At 65.5% G+C, this 21,843-nt stretch carries 19 protein-coding genes and 1 pseudogene; 10 read left to right on the top strand and 10 right to left on the bottom strand.

All coding sequences use genetic code 11. The annotated features are described in order from the left end of the window. Positions 1–3: 3 nt before the first annotated feature. Both VNW74_RS14925 and VNW74_RS14920 read left to right on the top strand, forming a co-directional pair. Positions 4–1,716: an alpha/beta hydrolase gene (locus VNW74_RS14925; protein ID WP_325678099.1), complete on the top strand. Its 1,713-nt coding sequence runs from the start codon at positions 4–6 to the stop codon at positions 1,714–1,716. A gap of 159 nt (positions 1,717–1,875) precedes the next feature. Beyond that, positions 1,876–2,166, top strand: a complete 291-nt coding sequence (locus tag VNW74_RS14920) for a hypothetical protein (protein ID WP_325678097.1) — start codon at positions 1,876–1,878, stop codon at positions 2,164–2,166. Between the two features lie 6 nt (positions 2,167–2,172). Here the strand turns inward: VNW74_RS14920 and VNW74_RS14915 are convergent, their stop codons facing one another. Further along, positions 2,173–2,559 (bottom strand): rhodanese-like domain-containing protein, encoded by a 387-nt coding sequence (locus tag VNW74_RS14915; RefSeq protein ID WP_325678095.1) that lies wholly within the window; start codon positions 2,557–2,559, stop codon positions 2,173–2,175. After that, positions 2,556–3,143: a cysteine dioxygenase gene (locus VNW74_RS14910; protein ID WP_325678093.1), complete on the bottom strand. Its 588-nt coding sequence runs from the start codon at positions 3,141–3,143 to the stop codon at positions 2,556–2,558. Before VNW74_RS14910 ends, VNW74_RS14915 begins: the two co-directional genes overlap by 4 nt. Positions 3,144–3,294: 151 nt before the next feature. Here VNW74_RS14910 and lpqV point away from each other — a divergent pair, with 151 nt between their 5' ends. The 4 genes from lpqV (at position 3,295) to VNW74_RS14890 (ending at position 7,612) form a co-directional block, all read left to right on the top strand. Beyond that, the gene (lpqV, locus tag VNW74_RS14905) at positions 3,295–3,690 is read left to right on the top strand and encodes a lipoprotein LpqV (RefSeq protein WP_325678113.1); all 396 of its coding nucleotides are present in this window, start codon (positions 3,295–3,297) and stop codon (positions 3,688–3,690) included. Between the two features lie 380 nt (positions 3,691–4,070). Further along, the gene (locus VNW74_RS14900; protein WP_325678091.1) at positions 4,071–4,754 is read left to right on the top strand and encodes a class I SAM-dependent methyltransferase; all 684 of its coding nucleotides are present in this window, start codon (positions 4,071–4,073) and stop codon (positions 4,752–4,754) included. Positions 4,755–4,879: 125 nt separating this feature from the next. Next, positions 4,880–5,899 carry a patatin-like phospholipase family protein gene (locus VNW74_RS14895; protein WP_325678089.1) on the top strand — a complete coding sequence of 340 codons (1,020 nt, stop codon included), beginning with the start codon at positions 4,880–4,882 and terminating at the stop codon, positions 5,897–5,899. A 15-nt stretch (positions 5,900–5,914) separates the two neighbouring features. Then, positions 5,915–7,612, top strand: coding sequence for a CocE/NonD family hydrolase (locus tag VNW74_RS14890; protein ID WP_325678087.1), 1,698 nt, complete (start codon positions 5,915–5,917; stop codon positions 7,610–7,612). Here the strand turns inward: VNW74_RS14890 and VNW74_RS14885 are convergent. The 6 genes from VNW74_RS14885 to VNW74_RS14860 all read right to left on the bottom strand — a co-directional run bounded on the left by VNW74_RS14885 (position 7,609) and on the right by VNW74_RS14860 (position 13,751). Further along, the gene (locus tag VNW74_RS14885; protein WP_325678085.1) at positions 7,609–8,475 is read right to left on the bottom strand and encodes a patatin-like phospholipase family protein; all 867 of its coding nucleotides are present in this window, start codon (positions 8,473–8,475) and stop codon (positions 7,609–7,611) included. The two genes, VNW74_RS14890 and VNW74_RS14885, sit on opposite strands and share 4 nt — an antisense overlap. An 11-nt stretch (positions 8,476–8,486) precedes the next feature. Next, the gene (locus tag VNW74_RS14880) at positions 8,487–9,353 is read right to left on the bottom strand and encodes a class II glutamine amidotransferase (protein WP_325678083.1); all 867 of its coding nucleotides are present in this window, start codon (positions 9,351–9,353) and stop codon (positions 8,487–8,489) included. An 8-nt stretch (positions 9,354–9,361) separates the two neighbouring features. Next, a complete protein-coding gene (locus VNW74_RS14875; RefSeq protein ID WP_325678081.1) occupies positions 9,362–9,835 on the bottom strand; it encodes an SRPBCC family protein in 474 nt (157 codons plus the stop codon). A gap of 9 nt (positions 9,836–9,844) precedes the next feature. After that, on the bottom strand, positions 9,845–10,903 hold the full coding sequence (locus tag VNW74_RS14870; RefSeq protein WP_325678079.1) for a dihydrodipicolinate reductase: 1,059 nt from the start codon (positions 10,901–10,903) through the stop codon (positions 9,845–9,847). A 15-nt stretch (positions 10,904–10,918) separates the two neighbouring features. Further along, on the bottom strand, positions 10,919–12,550 hold the full coding sequence (locus tag VNW74_RS14865) for a fatty acid--CoA ligase (RefSeq protein ID WP_325678077.1): 1,632 nt from the start codon (positions 12,548–12,550) through the stop codon (positions 10,919–10,921). 121 nt (positions 12,551–12,671) lie between these two features. Then, complete coding sequence (locus VNW74_RS14860) at positions 12,672–13,751, bottom strand: YncE family protein (protein ID WP_325678075.1); 1,080 nt, start codon at positions 13,749–13,751, stop codon at positions 12,672–12,674. A gap of 622 nt (positions 13,752–14,373) precedes the next feature. Between VNW74_RS14860 and VNW74_RS14855 the strand changes: the two genes are divergently transcribed. Together VNW74_RS14855 and VNW74_RS14850 are read left to right on the top strand one after the other, a co-directional pair. After that, positions 14,374–15,567, top strand: a complete 1,194-nt coding sequence (locus VNW74_RS14855; protein ID WP_325678073.1) for a cytochrome P450 — start codon at positions 14,374–14,376, stop codon at positions 15,565–15,567. A gap of 15 nt (positions 15,568–15,582) precedes the next feature. Then, positions 15,583–16,065 (top strand): hypothetical protein, encoded by a 483-nt coding sequence (locus VNW74_RS14850; protein WP_325678071.1) that lies wholly within the window; start codon positions 15,583–15,585, stop codon positions 16,063–16,065. A gap of 29 nt (positions 16,066–16,094) precedes the next feature. Here the strand turns inward: VNW74_RS14850 and VNW74_RS14845 are convergent, their stop codons facing one another. Next, positions 16,095–17,963 carry a hypothetical protein gene (locus tag VNW74_RS14845; RefSeq protein ID WP_325678069.1) on the bottom strand — a complete coding sequence of 623 codons (1,869 nt, stop codon included), beginning with the start codon at positions 17,961–17,963 and terminating at the stop codon, positions 16,095–16,097. Between the two features lie 150 nt (positions 17,964–18,113). On the opposite strand from VNW74_RS14845, the gene VNW74_RS14840 reads away from it, so the two are divergent. Next, the gene (locus tag VNW74_RS14840; RefSeq protein ID WP_325678067.1) at positions 18,114–19,286 is read left to right on the top strand and encodes a glycosyltransferase; all 1,173 of its coding nucleotides are present in this window, start codon (positions 18,114–18,116) and stop codon (positions 19,284–19,286) included. Between the two features lie 11 nt (positions 19,287–19,297). On the opposite strand, the gene VNW74_RS14835 is transcribed toward VNW74_RS14840, so the two are convergent. Next, complete coding sequence (locus VNW74_RS14835; protein WP_325678065.1) at positions 19,298–21,148, bottom strand: hypothetical protein; 1,851 nt, start codon at positions 21,146–21,148, stop codon at positions 19,298–19,300. A gap of 256 nt (positions 21,149–21,404) precedes the next feature. On the opposite strand from VNW74_RS14835, the pseudogene VNW74_RS14830 reads away from it, so the two are divergent. Beyond that, positions 21,405–21,659: pseudogene (locus VNW74_RS14830) on the top strand (glycosyltransferase); the annotation flags it as partial. Positions 21,660–21,843: the final 184 nt, after the last annotated feature.

The raw sequence follows: 21,843 nt of genomic DNA, 5'->3' as shown, positions 1-21,843 counted from the left end.
GTGATGAGCGAGCCGGCCGGCGGGCCCAACGGCGCAGCGGACGTAGCCGAGCCACCACCGGCCGCCCCCGTGGCCGGCACGAAACCATGGTGGGTTCGGCATTACACCTTCACCGGCACCGCGGTCGGCTTGGTGTTCCTGTGGTTTTCGATGACGCCGTCGCTGTTGCCACGCGGGCCGCTGTTTCAGGGTTTGGTCAGCGGCCTATCCGGCGCAATCGGTTACTCCATCGGCGTTTTCGCGGTATGGCTGGTGCGCTTCATGCTCTCCCGGGACTCCAGCCCACCGGCACCACGGCGGGCGTGGCTGGTGCTGATCGTCGTCGGCGCGATCGGCATGGTCGCGATGGTGATCTGGTTCCACGTCTGGCAGGACCGGGTGCGCGATCTGATGGGCGTCAAACACCTGGTATGGCTCGACTACCCGCTGACCACCGCGCTGTCGTTGGTCGTGCTATTCGGCGTCGTCGAAACCGGCCAGCTCATCCGGCGATTGTTCCGCTTCCTGGATCTCCGACTGGATCGCTTTGTGCCGCCGCGGGTTTCGGCCGTCATCGTGGTGTTCTTGTTGCTGGCGCTGACGGTCGCGTTGCTCAACGGCGTCGTGGTCAAGTTCGCGATGCGGACCATGAACAACACGTTCGAGTCGGTCAACAACGAAATGAATCCCGACACCGCCGCGCCGAAGACGCCGCTGCGTTCCGGCGGGCCGCAGTCGATGGTGTCCTGGGAATCGCTGGGACATCAGGGCCGCATCTTCGTCGAGGGTGGGCCCACCGTCGCCCAGCTCACCGCATTCAACGGCGCCCCGGCGACCGAACCGATCCGCGCGTACGCCGGACTGGAATCCGCCGACGGCATCACCGCCACCGCGGAGCTGGCCGCGCGCGAGTTGCAGCGCACCGGCGGACTGCGCCGCGCCGTCGTCGCGGTCGGCACCACCACCGGCACCGGCTGGATCAACGAGGCGGAAGCCGATGCCTTGGAGTACATGTACAACGGCAACACCGCGATCGTTAGCATGCAGTACTCGTTCCTGCCCAGCTGGCTGTCGTTTCTGGTGGACAAGCAAAACGCCCGCCACGCCGGCCAGGCGCTGTTCGAGGCGGTGGACAGCCTGGTCCGCGAGCTGCCGGAAGCGCAGCGCCCCAAGCTGGTCGTGTTCGGCGAAAGCCTGGGCTCATTCGGCGGCGAAGCCCCGTTCATGAGCCTTAACAACGTCCTGGCCCGCACCGACGGTGCGCTGTTTTCCGGGCCGACCTTCCAGAACACCATCTGGACCGACCTCACCGCGACCCGCGATCGCGGCTCCCCGGAATGGCTGCCGATCTACGACGACGGACGCCACGTGCGTTTCGTCGCGCGTCCAGACAACCTGGATCGCCCGCACGACGCATGGCAACACCCGCGAGTGATCTATCTGCAACACGCATCCGACCCCATCGCGTGGTGGAATCCCGACTTGCTGTTCCGCAAACCCGACTGGTTACGCGAAAAACGTGGCTACGACGTGCTTCCCGAGTCCGAATGGATCCCGGTGGTGACGTTTTTGCAGGTGTCGGCCGACATGGCGGTGGCCGTCGATGTCCCGCAGGGCCACGGTCACGTCTACGTCGCCGATGTCGCCAATGGCTGGGCGGCGGTGCTGCAGCCGCCAGGATGGACGGCGGCCAAGACCGAAAAGCTACGCCCGCTGCTGCACGCCAGCGACACCTGACGTTCGGCGAGTAGACGCTGGGTGTGGGACGGGTGTCGGATGTCGGAAAGTCGTTAAGCCTTGATGAATTTTTATCGAATCGACCCGTTACGTGGAAACATCAGTAACTCGGGGCCCGATAAAGCAATGTCATTCGGGACCCGGTGAAGGGAGTGAGCTATGACTTGGACACGGTCATCCGGCGTCCGCAGCAGCATCACGAAGATCGCGGTGGCGGGGGTGCTGATCGGCATACCCGCGGCCGCTGTCAGTTTCCCGGCGTATGCGGCGCCCGATCTCGGTGGCGCCTCGAATGTGCTTCCGGCACCGTTGCCAGCCGATCCGCCCACCAATGAGCCGGCGCCGCCACCGCCACCACCACCTCCCGTGCAGTCAAATTACGGCTACACCGATGACTGGTGGGGTTACGGCGGCGGGGACGCCGGCGCCGGCGGGGGCGGCGGCGGCTGAGACGAATTAACGTCCTGCCAGCACTCCGGCGGCGGCCAGCGCGTGGTAGCCGCCGATGACGTCCGTGGCCCGGTATAGGCCGAGGTCCTGCAGGGCGGCCGCGGCAAGGCTGGACGTATAGCCCTCCGAGCACAGGATCACCCACTCCACGTCGTCGCCGATGGCCTGCGGCAGTCGGGCTTCGCTGGTGGGATCGCACCGCCACTCCAGCACGTTGCGTTCGATGACTAAGGCCTTTAAAGCCTCGGGCACCTCCCCTTCACGTGTCCGCTGGGCCTGCGGCCGGATGTCGACGAGCAACGCGCCGCGACCCAGCGCGGCGGGCACCTCGTCGGCGGCCAGCCGGCGCAACCGGGCCCGGGCCGAGTCCAATACCTGATCGATACGGCTCACAAGTTTTCCGGCTGGTCGGTCAACTCGGTGCGCTTGCGGCGCAAGGTGTGTTGCTCGGTGACCTCGTAGTAGGACATCACGGTCAGCGGCGGCGAATACGCGTGCACGCTCAGGGTGGGCCCCTGAATTTCGATAGCAGGCGGCACCGACGCGACCGCGGCGGTCGGGGCCCACACCACGTCATGCACCCAGCCCAGCGGGAACCCGGCCTGGTCGCCGCCCTCGAGACGCCGGCGGCGCAGCCGCTCGCCGTCCCAGCGGAATTCATCGAGCGACCCGGACAACAACGTCAGCGCGCCCAGCGATCCACCGTGGTCGTGCAGCTCGGTGCGATGCCCGGGCGCCCAGCTGATCAGCCAGACGTCGACTTCGTCGTCACCGAGCAGCCGAGCGAACCAACGGTCGTCGGTGGGCACGCCACCCGGTGGAACCACGTGGTCGTAGCGCCCGCTGAGCACCTCGTCGGCCATTCGGTCGGTGATATGCAGCAGGTCGGCCAGCCGCAGCCGGGTGGGGCCGGAGGCCGACCGGACAGCTGAGGGGCGGGACAGGACGCGGTCAGCAACAAGGCTTGCGGAAACCATGTAGGAACTCCAGAACGAACGAGCGGACCAGGGGGCGTGGGCACGTTACGGCCGACAACACTCCCAAAATCCGGTTCGCCGGGTCACGGCCGTCAGTGTTGCATAGATTGACGGGGTGCGCTGGGACCCATGTCATCCCCTGGTGTGGGGCATGGTTGTCGTCGCGGCCGCCGCGTCGGCGGCGACGGGCTGCTCGCCGGGAGACGACGTGGCCCGGCCGGTATCTCCACCCGTCGCCCCCGGTCCCTCGCCGGCCTTGCCGTTCGCCCGTACGGGCGTCTCGCCCAGCGGGGTGACGACCCGGGTTGACGCCCCCGCGCAGTCGACCGAGGAAGAGTACTTCCAGGCGTGCCACGCTGCGAAGACGTGGATGCAGGACCGACCCGGCGACCCGCCGGCATTGGTGGAGGCGTACCTGGCGGCCGTTCAGGCACCGGACGCCACCGGGGCCGGCACCTGGAACGTCCCGTGGGCGCGGCTAAGCCCGGCGCGGCAGGCGGCAGTGATCGTGGCGGCGCGCGCCGCCGCCGCCGCCGAATGCGGCTGACATGAGGAGCGGCCAGGATTGAATCACGCCGGGCGAAACTACGGACTGAGGCGTTTGCCGGCGGTTCGCCGAGGGCTCCGGGACAGGGACGTGCGGACTGGCCGAACGCCCGCAAATCCACTCTTCCGGCATTCACAGCTTCCTCAGGAGTTCTTTTTTATTGTCGGCGCGTATTCTTTTTCATTTGCCGCAATAGGCGCCGCGTAGCTTTGGGATACGCTACGGAAATCCCCAGCGTTTATCCAGTCTTTTGGTGTAGAATTTGCGTGAACCGGTTACGGCGTGTACAACCGATTACGTCGACCGGGACGCCGTATCGAAGTCGTTAAAAAAGCTTCGGCGGGTAGCAGCCGGTGCACGGCGCATTTACCTTCGGTGCCATGCCTACATTCAATGTGAACACCGTGAACTGGGATGAGCTTTACACCGGAGAGGCGTCCTACGCGCCCGGAAATCCCGGCTGGAATATCGGTGAATTGCAACCCGAATTCGCCGCCCTTGAGCGTCAACGGCGTTTCCGCAGTCCAGTTCTGGACTCCGGTTGTGGCGTCGGCGTTACGACATTAGAGCTGGCCGCAAAAGGATATGACGCTGTCGGTCTCGACCTTTCCGCCAGCGCCATCAAACAAGCCAAGCGGGTTGCGGCCGACCGACGCCTGAACGCTAAATTTAGCGTCGCCGACCTCTCGAAAACGACTGGGTACGAAAGCTACTTCTACACCGTCATCGACGGACTGGTCTTTCACTGCCTGCGGGAGGATCTCCGCGACGGATACATCGAATCGAGCGCACAGGCGCTGCGGTCGGGCGGGAGATTTTTTGCCCTGGTTTTCTCTACCGATGCGTTCCCGCCCGACGCCGACTTCGGACCACGGCCATTCGCCGAGACGCAATTGCGTGAGATCGTCGGCAGGCACCTCGTCGTCGATGAGGTCCGGCCTGCGCGCGCGCGGATCAACGTACCCAGGACGCTGCCCGACGGTTTCGAATACCGCAACGTGACGATCGGGTCCGACGGCCGCGCGCAGCTGCCGTCGTTCCTGGTGAGCGCTCACCGCAACTGATCTCCCCTCCCCGGAGGGCTTCAGTAGTCACTGTCGGGTGCCCGCTGGACACTCCTCGCGTGTGCGGGCTCGGCGCCCCGTGCCGCCACGGGCAGGCAGCCGAGGACGCGGGGAACAATGAAGGCATGCCCGACTTCGACGCCGACCGCGATTCGTCGCGGCCTCGGGTCGCGCTGGCGCTTGGCAGTGGCGGCGCACGCGGATATGCCCACATCGGGGTGATCCACGAGCTGCATGACCGCGGATACCAGATCGTCGGGATCGCCGGTTCGTCGATGGGCGCACTCGTCGGTGGTCTGCAGGCGGCGGAACGGCTCGACGAGTTCGCCGACTGGGCGCGGTCGTTGACGCAGCGCGCCATCCTGCGGCTGCTGGATCCGTCGATCACCGCGGCGGGTGTGCTGCGGGCCGAAAAAATCCTCGACGCGGTGCGCGACATCCTCGGTGCGGTCACCATCGAGCAACTGTCGATCCCCTACACGGCGGTGGCGACTGACCTGTTGGCCGGCAAGTCGGTGTGGTTGCAGCGCGGGCCGGTCGACGAGGCCATCCGGGCATCGATCGCCATCCCCGGGATGATCGCGCCGCACGTCGTCGATGGTCGGCTGCTCGCCGACGGCGGGATCCTCGATCCGCTGCCGATGGCGCCGATCTCCGCCGTCAACGCCGATCTGACCATTGCCGTCAGCCTGTCCGGCAGCGAGACCATCGGCGACGCCGAGCCCGAACCCCGACCCACGACCGAGTGGCTGAACCGCATGCTGAGCAGCACATCGGCGCTACTCGACCGGCCGACCGCGCGCGCAGTGCTCAACCGGTTCGGCGCGTCGATCCCGGAGGGCGGCGAAACGGCTGCCGAAATGGCCGAGCACGCCGAAGCCGCCGCCGACGAGGAACCCGACGTACCGAAGCTCGGTGGTTTCGAAGTGATGAACCGCACCATCGACATCGCACAGGCCGCCTTGGCGCGCCACACGCTGGCCGCCTACCCGCCCGACTTGCTGATCGAGGTGCCCCGGTCAGCCTGCCGCGGCTTGGAATTCCACCGTGCCGCTGAGGTGATCGATATCGGCCGCGTGTTGGCTGCCCGAGCGCTGGACGGCGCCGACCCACCCCGAGGCGCATCGCCGGAGATCGAGAACTGACGAGAAGGAAAAGGCATGGCACAACAGGCTTCACCCGACGCGGCGGCACCCGATCAGCCCTGGAAGCGCCCCGGATCGGTGCGCTACGCCATGGCACGTCTGCGCGGCTTCTTGCGTTCTCCCGCCGATGTTTACGCTCCGGCGCCGGGCAGTATCGTGATCGAGAACGACATACCGGTCACCACGCGTGACGGAACTGTGTTGCGTACCAACGTCTATCGGCCGCCCGGCGCGGGTCCATTTCCGGTGCTGGTGTGCGCTCATCCCTACGGCAAGGACAACCTCCCCGAAAAGAAGCGCGGCCGAGGCTATTCGGTTTCGCAGCAGTACCGCCTCTTACGGCAACCGTCCAGCCTCCGGTTTTCCAGCCTCACCGGTTGGGAGGCACCGGATCCGGCGTGGTGGACCGCGCACGGATACGCCGTCGCCAACTGCGACCTGCGCGGCGCCGGCCACTCCGACGGTGTCTGCTCGCTGTTGTCCGATCAGGAAGGCGAAGACGTCTACGACCTCATCGAGTGGGCCGGTCAGCAGCCGTGGTGCAGCGGCAGGGTCGGGATGATCGGGGTGTCCTACCTTGCCATCTCGCAGTGGAAGGCCGCTGCGCTGAGGCCGCCCCACCTCAAGGCGATCGTCCCATGGGAGGGATTCACCGACGCCTACCGCGACGTGGCCCGGCCGGGCGGTATCAAGGAGATCGGCTTCCTCAAAATCTGGAGCCGCGGCCTGAAGGCCGCACGTCTGAAATACAGCCTGGGCGAGGAGAATGCGAAACGACCGCTGCGCGACGAATGGTGGCAGGCACTGGTCCCCGACTTGCCGAAAGTCGAAGTGCCGGCACTGATTTGCGGCAGTTTCTCGGACAACAACCTGCACAGCCGCGGATCGGTGCGCGCCTTTGAACAGATCAGTTCGCCGGAACGCCATCTCTACACCCACCGAGGTGGCAAGTGGACCACGTTCTATTCCCAGGCGGCGCTCGACACCCAGTTGGCATTCCTCGACCAGCATCTCCGCGATGGAAAGGGCACATCGCAACCCAGGGTCCGCCTGGAAGTGCGTGAAGACCGCGACCATATCGTGGAGGTCCGCGAAGAAACCAGCTGGCCGCTGGAATCCACCAGATGGACGCCGCTATACCTGGCCAATGCCGGCCTGCGCGCTGCACCGGCCGAACAAGCGGGATCCATCACCTTCGATACCCATTCGGGCGGAGCACGTTTCGGCTGGACGTTGGAGGCCGACACCGAGGTCACCGGACCGATGGCGGTGCGACTTTTCGCCGAAGTGCACGGCAGCGACGACGCAGACCTTTTCGTCGGTGTCGAAAAGTGGCGTGGCGGCCGGTATGTGCCGTTCGAAGGTTCTTACGGCTTTGGACGCGATCGAATCACCACCGGCTGGTTGACGGCATCGATGCGAGGCCTGGACGAAGCCCGCTCCCGGCCCTTCGAGCCGGTGCCTACGCTCGACGCGCGCCGCCCGCTGCGGCCGGGTCAGGTCGTACAGGTCGACGTCCCGCTCGGGCCGTCGGCCACGCTGTTCCGGGCCGGCGAGCAACTTCGGCTTGTCGTAGCGGGTCGGTGGTTGTGGCCGCGCAACCCGCTCACCGGCCAGTTCCCGTCGGCCTACGAGCCCGGCCCACACTGCAGATGCACGCTGCACTGGGGCCCGGATCACGCTGCCCGGTTGCTCATTCCGGTGATCGGCTAGCCAGGGCCTACGCCCAGGAATGCGGCGACGCCGGCCGCCTCGCGCCTGCCCTGCACACGCCCGGCCTCTGCCGAGGCGATGCGGCAGCGCGGGTCCAGCGCGTTCGGCCCGAAAGCTGCCAGCGACTCAGGGTCGGCGAACACATCCAACGTCGTGCCACGAAACGCCGCGATCTCAGCGGCGGGTCCGGAGCCGAAGGGCGATGGTGCCGACACGCCCATGGGTACCAGCACCACGGCCATGTCACAGTCGTCGGCGACGTCCAAATTGATTGCGCTGCCGATACCGCCGTCCATATACCGCCTGTCCCCGATCGTAACCGGCGGCCACGCTCCGGGCACCGCGCAACTGGCGGCCACTGCGTCGACCAGGTCGACACCCGAGTTGCGGTCGAACACAACCAGTTCGCCTGTCGCGATGTCGATGGCGGTGACGCGCAACACCCGGTCGGGCCAGGTGTGCGTCGGCAGTCGCTGAGCTATCACGTTGCGCCGGACCGGTTCGGCCACCGTTTCGGTTGCGAGCGCGACCGCCCCGATCCGTTGCCGCTTGTGCGCCACCGTGGTGTCCGGTTGCGACAGCGCGGCCAGGAAGAGGTCGGTGATGGCGTCGACCCCGACGCCGGGATCGATTTCCGACGAGGCTTCCTGGACTTGCCGCGCGAACAGGTCCTGGATGCTCGAGTCGCTGCCGATCTGTGCGACCACCGCCGAACCGGCCGAAGTGCCCACCAGCACATCGGAATCCAGCAGCGCCCGTGCCGCGGTGCGCGACTCGTCCGCGATACCCTGCAGAATACCTGTCTCCCAAGCGATTCCAGCCACACCGCCGCCGCCGAGCACTAGCGCCCGTTTGATCGCCACGTCCGGGCCCGCTACACCGATGTGTGCTGTGCAGCCTGCGCCGTCGCGTTCAGATCCTCAGCGCGCAGCTGGTGTCGAGGCGGATCCGGCAACACCACGTCACTGGTGATCTGCAGCGCGGAGTCGACATGGACCAGCTCTCCCGGTGCCAGCAGCCGCCATCGCGGATCGTCGTCCATCCGCTCGCTGGCGAACACCACCGACGGCCGAGAGCGCAGATGGTCGCTGTCCGCGCGAATGCGGTTGGTGCGCAGATGGAATCGGTGATTCGACGGCGCTTCTCGACGGTCCAAGAGGTAGAGCTCGTTGGGCTCCGGGTAGCGCAGTGCCCACAGGTCGGTGGCGGTGCTCAGCAACACATTGACCGCATAAATCGGGACGTTTGCGGCCAGCCAGCCCAATGCGTCGACCAAACCGGCCCGCACATCGCCGCCGTGCGCACGGATCGAAGCGGTGATCAACGCGAACACCCGCTCGGAGTCGGTTTGCCCCAACACCAGATCAGCCGTACCCAGCTCACGCAACCGCTGGTCGAGCACATCCAGACCTTCCACCACGCCGTTGTGCGCCAGGATCCGGCCGTCTTGCAGGAACGGATGGGTGTTGACCACCTCGTGCGCTCCCGTGGTTGCGTAGCGGATATGCGCGACGAAGGTGGTGCCGGTCAGATCGTGCGCTTCGGTCGCGAAGTCGGCGTCCTGCCAGGCCGCGATCGGCTGTTTGCGCACCTGCGGGCGGCCCTGGCCGTCGAAGACGCCCAGGCCCGTGCCGTCCGGGTTTTTTCTGCTCTGGGCGGCGAGGTTGTCCGGAGCGTCCAGTAGCCAAAACGTCGCGGTGACAACGTTGGTTCCGGCGTGCAACCCGAAAAGTCGGCACATGGCGTTGGTCAGCCCGTCAGCAGAGCCGACAGGGTTTCCAGCGACTGGCGAGCGTAGCCCTTCCACACGGAGCCCAACGCCGGTAACAGCGGCGCGGTGAGTGCCGAGCGGGCGTGAATGTTCCAGCGCCAGGTGACCGTCGTCGCGGCGCCGCTCGCGGTAAAGACCCACTGGCCGTCGGCGCGGCCCACCAGCAATCCCAACGGGCCGGTGATCCCGGTCAGGGCGTAGCCGAACGAATGCGGCGGGTCCAGGCTGGTCAGCTCCTCGTGCATGCTTCCCGCAGGGGCCAGCACCAGCACTCGGGTCTGCCCGGCCGCGTCCCATTCGCCGGTCTGGTCGCGGACTTCTCGGACCGGTCCGATCGGCCCGTACCAGCGGTTGAAAACCTTCTCAAGCGGCAGCGGCAGTGTGCCGGCGAACGCCTCGTCGATGCCGACAGGTATGAGGCGGGACTGCTCGACGGCCAGCGATCTTGTCATAGCCGCAGGCTACCGCGACAGCCCGGGTGCGGCCCGAGCGGTAATCAGGGGCAGGTCGAAGAAGCTTTGGATGCCGGCCGGGGCCGCGCACGTCGCCGGGATGGCGTTCACACAGTGCGCCGCGGTCGCGACGATGCCGGGGTTGCTCTTCAGCCCGGCCTCGACGCTTTCCGGCTGCCAGCCCTTGACCGTGATGAAGGCGTCCGGGTTGCCACGGACCTCGATTTCGTAGCGTTCGCCGGCCGGACCGAACGACCAAGGCGGGTCGAGGTTTTCCTCGCCCATCAACCAGTTCACCGTGATCCGGACGACCACGGTATCGCCGACCAACGCCTCCCAGTGAAAACGGCGCCCAGCGACCTGCCCCGGCTCGATCACCCCGATCGGCGAGTCGATCGGCGCGCTCGCCACGGCGATCTCCTGTGATGTTCGGACCTCGGGTTCGGCGGCGAAGCCCAACCGATCGACGCACAGCCGCACCGATTGGATGAATCCGCCGTCGAGGATCTTCTGCATCGGTCCGGTCAACGCGCGATCCGGTGTACCGCCGAAACCCATCACGTGGCGCAGCACATCCGGCGCGCCATAGGTTCGCAGATCGGAAAACTCCTCGGAGCGAACGAAAGTCACACCGGTCGACATCACAGAGAGTAGCAACGGAAACAGCTCAGTCGCCGCACCCGGACCGATACCGGCGCCGTGCAGGGTCGCGTTGCCGGCCTGCGCGGCGACCTCCAGCGGAGCGGCCTCGTGCTCGCTCGGGTAGAACCAGCCGAGCGGGGTGACGATGTTCTTGCCGGAGCGCAGCAGTGCCGCGACTTCGTCGGCATTGGGCAACAACGGCGCGTAGATCACCGCGTCTGCGTCGAGCGCGAGGATGTCGTCGAGACCGTTGGTTGCGGTCACGCCCAGCGCCGGTGTGCCGATGATGTCGCCGACGTCCTTGCCGCTCTTGGCCTCCGAATGCACCCAGCAACCGACGAGTTCGAGTTCGGGGTGCTCGAGCACGCCTTTGATCGCGGCCACACCGACCGACCCGGTTGCCCATTGAACGACCCGCAGGCTCATAGTCGGTTCTCCTCGTCAGTCTCGCGCTTCGCTGACCTGATAGACGTCGTCGGCGTACCGGGACCGGATGGTCTTCTTGTCGTACTTGCCGACGCTGGTGCGGGGAATCTCGTCGACGAACGTCCAGCGCTCTGGCAACCACCATCGAACGACCTTGTCGGCCAGGAAGTTTCGCAAATCACCAGCGCTGACGGCGGAGCCTTCGTTGGCGACGACGACGGCCAGCGGCCGTTCCTGCCAGCGTTCGTCGGGGACCCCGACGACCGCGGCCTCGACCACGTCTGGATGCCCAATCAGGCAGTTCTCCAGTTCGACTGACGAAATCCATTCCCCGCCAGACTTGATCACGTCTTTGGCGCGGTCGGTCAGCGTGATGAAGCCTCGTTCGTCGATGCGGCCCACGTCGCCGGTGCGCAGCCAACCGGAGTCGAATTTCGACGCGTCGTGTCCCCGGTAGTAGGAACCGGTGATCCATGGGCCGCGAACTTCCACCTCACCGACGGCCTTGTTGTCGTTGGGCAGCACCTGCCCGTTGTCGTTAACGATCCGGGCTTCCACACCGCATATCGGCTGGCCCTGGCTCGCACGGATGGTCCAGTGCTCCTCGTCGGGGGTGCCCGGTGGCGGCCAGGCCATGGTGGCCATCGGCGACGTTTCGGTCATGCCCCACAGCTGGCGGATCTGGACGCCGTGCTTGTCCTCGAAGGTGCGCATCAGCGACACCGGCACCGCCGAGCCGCCGCAGGCCACCAGCCGCAGCGACGACACGTCGTGGCCGGGATGCTTGTCCAGATAGTGCATGACGTCGTTCCAGATGGTGGGCACCGCACCGGCAACGGTCGGGCGCAGCTTCTCGATCATGTCGATCAGCGACTTGGCGTCCAGATGGCAATCGGGCAGCACCAGGTCGGCGCCCGCCATCAACGCCGCATACGGTAGGCCCCAGGCGTTGGCATGGAACATCGGCACGATCGGCAGCAGGCAATCGCCGGAGCTGATCGAGAGGCCGTTGCCGGTACAGTTCGCCATCGTGTGCAGATAGCTCGAACGATGGCTGTAGACGACGCCTTTGGGGTTGCCGGTGGTGCCGCTGGTGTAGCACATTGCGGCCGCGGAGTTCTCGTCGACGTCCGGCCAGTCGAACTCGGTCGATTCGTCGGCGATCACATCGGCGTAGCGCAGCACCGTCTTGCCCGACTCGTCCAGTGCCGCCGTGTCGCCCTCTCCGATCGCGATCACGGTGTGCACGGTATCGAGGTCGGCCAGGATAGGTGCGAGCAATTTGGCCAACGACAAATCGACCAACACGACCTGGTCTTCGGCCTCGTTGGCGACGTAGGCGATCTGCTCAGGAAACAGCCGGATGTTGAGCGTGTGCAACACCGCACCCATCGCCGGCACGGCCATATACGCCGTCAGATGCTCGGCGTTGTTCCAACTGAAGGTGGCGACCCGCTGGTCGCCGGTAACACCGACGCGCCGCAATGCATTCGCCAGCTGAGCTGCCTGGCGACCGAGTTCCGCGTAGCTGCAGTCGCGGTAGCCGGCCCCGGTCGCCGTGGTGACCTTGCGAGCCCCGTGGACGCCCGAGGCGTGTCGCAGGATGGCGGTGATCGTCAGGGGAAAGCTCTGCATGGTGCTTTGCATCGATGAACCGCCCTATGTTCCGCCGCCTGCTGTTCCGGGCCGGCCCGTGAAACGGCCGCCCGCGTGGCGATCATCGCACGCCGAAGCAACCGCCTTGGCGGCGATGTGGCGCGGGCGCCTGTCAGGCCAGCGTCGGCTCGAGTCCAAGCAGGTTGGCGAATGCCCATTGGTGCGGGGCGGTGGGCACCTCGTCCGGGGTCAGCGCGTCCTCCGACACGGTGGTCGATGCGACCGTCAGAACGGTGATCGCGCCGGCGTAGTCGGCGATGTACAGCCGGTTCCCATCCGGGCTCTCGGTCGCGCAGGACGGCTGCGCGCCGGTCACGATGCTGCCGATGACGTCATGCGTTGCGGTGGACCACACCGTCACGCCGCTGTCGCCGACGAGATATGCCCGCCCACCGTCGCGACTCAATGCCAGTTGGGTCAGGTAGCCGGCGATCTCGCCGATCTTGTAAGTGTTGGCGATGGCGCCGGTCCGAGTCTCCCCGCTCTCCACGACGTCGAGCACCGCGCCGAAGTCGGGACTGCAGCTGCCGACATACGCGGTGGCGCCGTCCGGGCTCAGCGCGATATCCCGGATCGGCGAACCAATTTCGACGGTTTTCAGGACGCGCTTGGATTGCGTGTCGATCACGACGAGCTCTGCGTCGGATGGCCCGTTGGCCGCGACGTACAGCCGGCGCCCGTCCGGGCTGACGCGGACACACTCGGCGGTGGTGCCGGCGCTGGCCGCGATGCCGATGGCGTCTTCCTCGCCCGTCGTGGTGTCGAGGATCGCGACGTCGGCGCCGTTCACCGCGGTCCGGCTGGCGTAGACGTGCCTTCCGTCCGGGCTGACCGCCAGATCGGTCACGCTGTGCGCCACCGGGTGCGCCTCGACGATCAGTTTGGCATCCATGTCGAATGCCAAAACCGAGTCATACGCCGTCGACACGGTGCTGATGTAGGCACGGTGTTGCGGGGTGTCCGACACGGCCACAGCGAATGGTTCGTCGATGTCGACGACTGTTTGCACGACGGCGCCACTCGCGGTGTCGATCAGCGAAAAACTGTCGTCACCGTAGTGGGTGACCGTCAGCAGCATGCCGTCGGGACTGGCGGCGATGCCGCTGATGGCGCCGCGCTGCACGGCGATCTCGGCCGTGACCGTGAAGCCGGGGGCAGTACCGACTTCGTTCGCACCGCTCGCATCGTTCACAGTGACACCAGCCTCTTCTTGTTGGTCCGTGGTGACCGGGCGTTCGACACCCGAGCGTTGAAACGCTTCCGGCGGCCGAACGCTTCCGCAACGCAAACCCGGAATCCTCGGAACAGGCGCGTCGGGGCGCCGGTTTCGAGCGAGTCTACCGGCCGAATTTGGGCCGAAAAGGCACAGTTCGACCAATTGTTGCGCATGTCACGTCGGCACCTCAGGGTGCCCTTAAGTAAGATTTATTACGCTCCGGTCCCTGCCCAAAGCAGCAAACGGAACCGGCGGTGTAGCCAGGTGTTTCGTGACTTTCGCTAACCGAGAACGGATCACGAGCCGATTATTTTTGAATGTGATTTCCTTAATCTTTGGCGACCGAAAAGAGTCCCAAATCACATTCGCCAAAAGCGCCGCTCGGTGCGCTGGTGGTGATTTCCGCGGAAATGGACAGGCCGCGCGACACAGCGGGGCGCGTCGCCTGGCCGCAACGTTGGTGCGCCGTCGCGAGACGAGTTGGGTAACCTGACGTGATCCGACGACTCCCCGAGGGCTGCGACAACGCCGAGCCACGCTCCTGGCGATCCTGGTCGCCCTCGACACCACTGCGACAACACCGGAGCTAACCCAGGCGATGAACCAGAACGACCTGACTTCGCCTCCGCTGCACCACAAGGAGAGTCCGTTCTTCGCTGCAGACCGCGCCGCCTACTGGCGCCACCTTCGCGAGCTGGGCCCAGTAGTGAAAATAGACACCGGCGATCCCACGCTGCGGGGCTACTATCTGACCCGCCGGGACGACGTGCGTGCGGCGTTGCTCGATCCGGAGACATTTGCGTCGCCGCCGAAGACCTTCGCGATCCAGTTGTTCGGCGCACCGCTTCCGCAGGTGCCGCTGTCCTGCGGCACGCGAGCGGAGCATGCCCGTTTCGGCAAGGTCTTGCATCCGCTCTTCAGCCCCAGAGCGTTGGCTCCCTTCGCTCCGGAGTTGCGGGCCCGCGCCGCGAAACTGGTCGACACCGTCGCTGCTCGAAGGCAGTGCGATGCTGTCAGCGTCGCCGACAACTACGCCTGCCAAGCGCTATTCATGGTGTGCGGGCTGCCGCCAGACGACGCTCGGGCGCACGAGATGACCAGGGCCGCGGTCATCGGCGACACCAGCGGGCAAGCCCAACTTGAACTCGTCAAGTGGCTAAACACCAGCTTCGACGCCGGGCTGCGCGATCCCGAGCGGCCGCCCGGTATTCTGTGGCCGCTACTGGAACAACTCGCCGGTGATAAAGATTTTCCGCTCACCAACGTCGAAGTAGTGTCGGTCATCCTTTTGTTGTTCTCTGTTGCAGGCATTGAAATGGTGTCCTCGGCAATCACTTTCGCCCTGCTATATCTCGCACGCGACCCGCAACTGCGGGCCCAGCTGCGCGAGGACCCAGCACAGATCCCCGCGTTCGCCGAGGAAATCTTCCGGTTGGAGCCGCCAGGGCCGGGCATTCCGCGCGTCACCACGAGAAACGTCGAGATCGGTGGTGTCGCAATCCCGGCGTTCAGTTCGGTGTGGTTGGCCCTGGAAGCGGCGGGCAGAACAAACGGCGGCGAGGAGATATCGAGGGGCAGCCACGGAGAGGTCCGGCGCCAACGCCACTGGGCATTCGGCGCCGGCATGCACAGATGCTTGGGCATGCACCTGGCTCGCCTTGAAATGGACACGTTTTTGACCGAATGGTTGAACCGCATCCCAAATTTCGAACTCAAACCAGGCTTCACGCCGGCGGTCGTGCATAAGCCGACCAGCGTGACCCACCTGCGTCGCCTGAAGCTGCGCTGGTAGGCCATGACAAATGACATGGCCGACGCTGACCTGGAGGCCCACATCAATGGGTTCCTGACGGCGCTCGGTGAACGTCCAGAGGAACTGATCCCGAAGCACTTAGCAGAAATCGAGCAACCGAACCCGCAGGACGCGGACGACTTCAGGCGCTACATCAATGACCTCAAAATGGTCTACGGGCGAGGCTTGCTCGACATGTACACGGGGATCGAGTCACACGGCAACGCCATATGTGAGTTGACTAATGAAGCCGAGATAACCGACCGGGTCCAGAAGATTATGGCGTTAGTCGCCCTGGACGCCGAAGATGTCCCGAAAATTCTGGCGAGCTTTCAGGACGCCGCGAACCAGCTCAATCCTCTCGCAATCGTACGGCTGTTCATGACAATTCAAGGTGCCAGTGCCGGCGGGGTGCCGCGTCAGGCTCAGCGAGACGCGTTGATACTTGACTTGACGACGTACTGCCTGACACGCTTCCCGCCTTCCGAAGATGATTGAAATCGGGCACAACACCCTGACTTCGCCTGTCAGACGGCGGTGATGCAGAGTACTTCGTCGAGGCTGGCGGTCTGTAGCCCGGCGGCGGCCGCGCGCTGTTGGAATTCGGCGACGGGATCGGGGTCGGTGGTGTCGATGCGGCCGGCTCGATCCAGTCGTGCGGTGTCGGACATAGCCGGGCCTCTGACCACCACGTCGCTCAGAACGTAGCGGCCGGCGTCCGGCGTTCGGCGCACCCTCTGTTCGGGCGCGCTGATGCCGGTGAGCGCGACTACGTCGTCGAGGTTGATTCCGACTCGGAACACTTGGGTTTCGGCGTCGAGCACCGCGATGAGGCGGGTGATGAGGTTCTCGGGGGCGAAGAACCGCCAGCCCTGTCCCAGATGCAGCCAGTAGCGTCCGTGGACGTGGTCGCGGAGGTGGATGCCGGGGGCCCAGTCGACAAACTCGAGGAACGCGTAGCGCTGGTGCAGTATCGCGCGGTCTTCGGCCGACAGACCGGCATCGACCACCAAAAACCGTCCGACCCGTGAGACGTCAGTGCAGCAGTGCAGAAACGAGTTCAGCGTCTCCTCGGTAGTAACTCGATCCGCTGTGGCGACCAGGCTGACGGTAACCTCGCTGTCGTGCGAACCAGCGATGAGGTTGCGCGCCAGCACATCTGGGTATGACGATGCCAACTCCAGCATCGTCGGCACCGTCAAATCTCGAATGCTCGCGATGCCTTGCCGATCATCGTCGGGGATGTCGGGGCGGGCCAGCAGGCGGCGGGACAGCGCAAACGCTTCGGCTTGATTGTCTATGTGGTACGCGCACACCAGCTGCTGAAAGGTTGTGCGCCACGTGTAGAGGTCTGGGTGCGGAATCGTCATATCGTCTTCGGGCAGCGGGATTTCGGCGGCGCGCACGGCAAAAAGGTAGCCGAGCTGGCAGCGCTTCTCGGCAATGTAATGGCGGACGATGTCGTAGAGTGGCTCCGCGCGGGTCGGTCGGAACTCCCAAGCCCGCAGGTAGGCGTCCTGAACATCGGGCCATGGTTCACCGAGCATCTCCATCGATTGCGCGACCCGCAGCATCGCCCAGAATGTCCCCTCGTCTGGGCCCCCGATCTCGATCATCCGCGCAAACCACTTGCGCGCGTTGGCGAAATCGCCCGCATTGAAATAGACCTGGGCCAGCATGGACACCGAGTTCACATCTTCGGAGTTGGCTGTCACCTCGGGGCTTAGTAGGTCGATGAAACGTTTGTTGGGGTCCACGTCGCGGGGGACATCGGCAGGTTTGAAAACACTTTCTGCAGCCGCCTGCAGCTGGGCCTCTGTCACCTTGAGGCCCAACTCGTCGGCGAGGCGGCCGATCACATCGGCCGGCGCGGCGCGAAGCTCCTCGAAGTCAACCCTGACCGTTGTAGTACCCGCTAGCGCTTGGTCGCGCGCGGCGATCAAACGCTCCGTCGACTCCGCCCGCTGCCGCTCGTCCTGCCACCAGCCAAGTCGGTTCAGCGACGCGATCACGTTCGCTACGGGCCGGTCCACCACAACCGGCACAACCGGGCCCCAGGCCTCCCGAATGAAATCCACCGCAACGCACAAAAGCGGGTGCTTGACGCCAGCCCGACGCCCCGCAGCGCGGGCGGCACCACGGTGACTGTCGGCCCAACTGCGAAGATTCGCCACCAGCGAACCAGCATCCATCTGCAGCTGAGCGCCAGGTTCGGTGAAGGCCCGTACGCATAGCTTGCTCAGCCGCGATTCCTCCCAGGTCTCGTGTGGTCCACGATAGGCCCACACGAAGTCTGCGCCCATGAATACGCCGAGGTGGTGCAGCACGCCGGCAACGGCTGATGTGCCGCCGCACCACGGGCCTAGCACCACAATGATCGGCTCAGCGGACGCCACAACACCTCCAACGGTTCCCGAATGCCGGGAACGGTACCTGATGGTCTTTGGCCCCGCCTCAGTCGCGCACTGCGTCACAGCGACTCCGGAGCGCGTCAGGATCGAGCAGCTGCTCGGACGTTTAGGCACACCGTCAGTTAGGCTCCGCCGATGAAAGTGGTACTCGCCGGCTACGGAACTCGGGGCGATGTCGAGCCTTTCGCCGCCGTCGGTCGCGAGCTGCTGCGCCGAGGTCACGACGTGTGCATGGCGGTCCCGCCCAACATGGTTGGGTTCCTTGAGTTGGCGGAACTTGATGCGGTCCCGTTCGGCCCGGAGTCGCTGGCGTCCAGCCGCAAGCGGATGGCCCAGGCTCCGGGCAGCGGGGTGGTAGACGAGAAGGAGTACCTGTCCCGGGCCATGGAGGAGTGGGGTACGACGCTGACGGCGCTGGCAAACGGGGCCGACCTGTTACTTACGGGCAGAATCGAGCAGGGGCTGGCCGCCAACGTCGCGGAGTATTACGGCATTCCGCAGGCGGCGCTGCACTTCTTTCCGGGAGCGCATGCACGCCTGAGTGGCTGGGCCGGCGACACAACGGAGGAGGCTGAAGATGCTCATCGCCGTGCACTGGGCCTGCCTGACGCGACGGGACCCTCGACGCGATCCCTGGAGATTCAGGCCTACGACGCGCTCTGTTTTCCCGAGCTGGCAGCCGAGTGGGCGGACGGAGATGATTGGCGGCCCTTCGTGGGCGCGCTGACGCTGGAATTGCCGACCGAAGCCGACGACGAGGTCTTGTCCTGGATCGCCGCCGGAACGCCCCCGATCTACTTCGGCTTTGGCAGCGGCGTGTGGCTCCCGTACGCCGCTCAGACGTTCGGTCTGATCAGCGTGGCCTGCGCGCGGTTAGGCGAGCGGGCATTGATTTGCTCCGGGGCAAGTGACTTCGCCGGTGCCCCGCATTCTGACCAGGTGAAGGTTGTGCGCGCGGTCAACCACTCGGCCATTTTTCCGGCTTGCCGCGCGGTGGTTCATCAAGGGGGCGCCGGTACCACGGCGGCAGGCATGCGGGCCGGGATACCCACGTTGGTCCTCTGGCACCCGATCAACGATCAGCAGATCTGGGCAGACGCCGTCACGCGGCTGAATGTCGGCTCAGGGCGGGCCTTCTCGGCCAGCAACCTAGGTTCGCTGGTCGCAGACCTGCGTTACATCCTTGATCCGCAATGCATCACTCGAGCCCGTGAGGTCGCCGCCCAGATGACCAAACCTGCTGTGAGCGTTGCCCGCGCCGCCGATCTGCTGGAACACGCTGTCCGCCTGGGGCGCGTGGGCGGGTAGGCACCACCGCGTCAGACGGTGGTGATGCAGAGTACTTCGTCGAGGCTGGCGGTCTGTAGTCCGGCGGAGTCCATGCCGCCGGTCCGATCCAATCGTGCGGTGTCGAACATCGACGGGCCTTGGGCCACCGTTTCACCCAGGACGTAGCGGCCCGCAACGGTCGTTCGGCGCACCGTCTGTTCGGGTGCGCTGATGCCGATGAGCCCGACCGCGTCGGCGAGGTTGATTCCTACCTGGAACACCTGCGTTTCGGCGTCAAGCACCGCGATGAGGCGGGTGATCAAATTTTCCGGGGCAAAAAACCGCCAGCCTTCGCCCAGATGCAGCCAATACCGTCCGTGGATCTGGTCGCGCAGCGCCTTGAGCGCAGCGCCGGGTGTGTGCCCGGGGCTGCCGTCGGTGAATTCGAGGAACGGGTAGCGCTCATGCAGTTTCGCGCGATCTTGGGCTGATAGGCCGGCGTCGATCATCAGGAAGCGTCCGACCCGTGACACGTCGGTGCAGCAGCGCAGAAACGAGTTGAGTGTTTGTTCGCTGGCAGCTCGATCCGCGCCGGCGATCAGGCTGACGGTGACCTCGCTGTCGTATGGTCCAGCGATGAGGTTGCGCGCCAGCACATCCGGGTACGACGATGCCACCTCCAGCATGGCCGGCACCGACAAGTCGCGGTTGCGCGCAATTCTTTGCCGATCACCACCGGGGATGTCGGGGCGGGCCAGCAGGCACCGCCTCAGCACGAACGCCTCAGTCTGCTTACCGATGGAGAACGCGCAGATGGCCTGCACCTCGGCTGACCGCCACGCGTAGAGGTCTGGGTGCGGAATCGTCATGTCGTCTTCGGGCAGCGGGATTTCAGCGGCGCGCACGGCAAAGAGGTAGCCCAGCCGGTGGCGGTTCTCGTTGGCATACCGTCGGGCGAGGGCATACAGGGGCTCCGCGCGGGTCGGCCGAAACTCCCAAGCCCGCAGGTAAGCGTCCTGAACATCGACCCATGGTTCACCGAGCTTCTCCATCGAGTGCCCGAGCCGCAGCATCGCCCAGTAGACCTCCTCAGTCGACTCCCCGCTATCCATCTCGAGCCGCCGCGCAAACCACTTGCGCGCGTTGGCGAAATCGCCCGCATGGAAGTAGACCTCGGCCAACGAAAACACCGGTCGCGTATCTCCGGGGTTGCGTGTCACCTGGGGGCGTAGTAGATCGATGAAACGCTGGTGAGGATCCACGTCGCGGGGCATATCGGCGGGTTTCACAACACTATCCGCGGCCGCTTGCACCTGGGCCTCCGTTACGTCGAGGCCCAGGTCCTCGGCGAGACGGCGGATCACAACGGATGGTGTCGCGCGCAGCTCCTCAAAGTCGACCCGGATCGTCGTCGCGCCGGCCAGCACTTGGTCGCGCGCAGCGATGAGCCGCGCGGTCGACTCAGCCCGCTCCTGTTCGTCTTGCCACCATCCGAGTCTGTTCAACGACGCGATCACGTTCGCTACGGGCCGGTCCACCACTAACGGCACAACCGGACCCCAGGCCTCCCGAACGAAATCCATCGCAACGCACAGAAGCGGGTGCTTGACGCCAGGCCGTTGCCCCGCCGCGCGGGCGGCACGGCGATGACTGTCGGCCCAACTGCGAAGTTTCGCCTCAAGAGAGCGAGCATCCATCTGCAGCTGAGCGCCAGGTTCGGTGAAGGCCTTGCGGCACAATTGACTTAGACGCGAGTCTTCCCAGGTGTCGTGCAGTTCGCGGTAGTTCCAGTCAAATTCAGTGCCCATCAATACGCCGAGGTGGCGCAGTACGCCGGCAACGGCCGATGTGCCTCCGCACCACGGGCCCAGCACCACAATGATCGGCTCAGCGGACGCCATGACTCCCTCCAACAGTCCCGAATGCCTGGAACGGTACCCGATGGTTTTTGACTCCGCCTCAATCGCGCACAGCATCACAGCGGACTGCGGAGCAGGTCATAGGGGTGCGGCGATGCTGTTCAGCAGGCGCTTACGTCCAGCACTCCGACCAGGAGGCCGAGATATTGGCGCCTATGTTCACGCAACAGAACGAGAGTTTTTCCTTGTGAACCATATTGTGCCCCAGCAGATTCAGCGCCGATGCCCCGCATTCTCGTTGGTCCTCTGGCACCCGATCAACGATCAGCAGATCTGGGCAGACGCCGTCACGCGGCTGAATGTCGGCTCAGGGCGGGCCTTCTCGGCCAGCAACCTAGGTTCGCTGGTCGCAGACCTGCGTTGCATCCTTGATCCGCAATGCATCACTCGAGCCCGTGAGGTCGCCGCCCAGATGACCAAACCTGCTGTAAGCGTTGCCCGCGCCGCCGATCTACTGGAACACGCTGTCCGCCTGGAGCGCGTGGACGCGTAGGCACCACCAGGGGCGGTTCTACGTCTGCCACGTCAACGGCAGGTCCACCAGCACCCGCAGCACAGCCCGGACGAGATGGTTAGCGCGGCAACGATGCTCGCCCGCGCCGAACCCCAGATGCTTACACACCCGCTCGTTCACCTGGTCGCCGCCGTCGCCCTCCCGGTTGGCCGCACCTGCCGCT

Origin of the sequence: Mycobacterium sp. (assembly GCF_035570115.1) — a bacterium.
GTDB lineage: Bacteria > Actinomycetota > Actinomycetes > Mycobacteriales > Mycobacteriaceae > Mycobacterium.
Note: the sequence above shows the minus strand (reverse complement) of the source record. Positions and strands in the feature narration are given on the sequence as shown.

Coding starts and splice junctions, on each gene's coding strand:
- VNW74_RS14850 (WP_325678071.1), top strand. CDS start 15,583: ATGGCCGACGCTGACCTGGAGGCCCACATCAATGGGTTCCTGACGGCG.
- VNW74_RS14880 (WP_325678083.1), bottom strand. CDS start 9,353: ATGTGCCGACTTTTCGGGTTGCACGCCGGAACCAACGTTGTCACCGCG.
- VNW74_RS14835 (WP_325678065.1), bottom strand. CDS start 21,148: ATGGCGTCCGCTGAGCCGATCATTGTGGTGCTGGGCCCGTGGTGCGGA.
- VNW74_RS14840 (WP_325678067.1), top strand. CDS start 18,114: ATGAAAGTGGTACTCGCCGGCTACGGAACTCGGGGCGATGTCGAGCCT.
- VNW74_RS14890 (WP_325678087.1), top strand. CDS start 5,915: ATGGCACAACAGGCTTCACCCGACGCGGCGGCACCCGATCAGCCCTGG.
- VNW74_RS14870 (WP_325678079.1), bottom strand. CDS start 10,903: ATGAGCCTGCGGGTCGTTCAATGGGCAACCGGGTCGGTCGGTGTGGCC.
- lpqV (WP_325678113.1), top strand. CDS start 3,295: ATGGTTGTCGTCGCGGCCGCCGCGTCGGCGGCGACGGGCTGCTCGCCG.
- VNW74_RS14910 (WP_325678093.1), bottom strand. CDS start 3,143: ATGGTTTCCGCAAGCCTTGTTGCTGACCGCGTCCTGTCCCGCCCCTCA.
- VNW74_RS14900 (WP_325678091.1), top strand. CDS start 4,071: ATGCCTACATTCAATGTGAACACCGTGAACTGGGATGAGCTTTACACC.
- VNW74_RS14875 (WP_325678081.1), bottom strand. CDS start 9,835: ATGACAAGATCGCTGGCCGTCGAGCAGTCCCGCCTCATACCTGTCGGC.
- VNW74_RS14855 (WP_325678073.1), top strand. CDS start 14,374: ATGAACCAGAACGACCTGACTTCGCCTCCGCTGCACCACAAGGAGAGT.
- VNW74_RS14895 (WP_325678089.1), top strand. CDS start 4,880: ATGCCCGACTTCGACGCCGACCGCGATTCGTCGCGGCCTCGGGTCGCG.
- VNW74_RS14920 (WP_325678097.1), top strand. CDS start 1,876: ATGACTTGGACACGGTCATCCGGCGTCCGCAGCAGCATCACGAAGATC.
- VNW74_RS14865 (WP_325678077.1), bottom strand. CDS start 12,550: ATGCAAAGCACCATGCAGAGCTTTCCCCTGACGATCACCGCCATCCTG.
- VNW74_RS14925 (WP_325678099.1), top strand. CDS start 4: ATGAGCGAGCCGGCCGGCGGGCCCAACGGCGCAGCGGACGTAGCCGAG.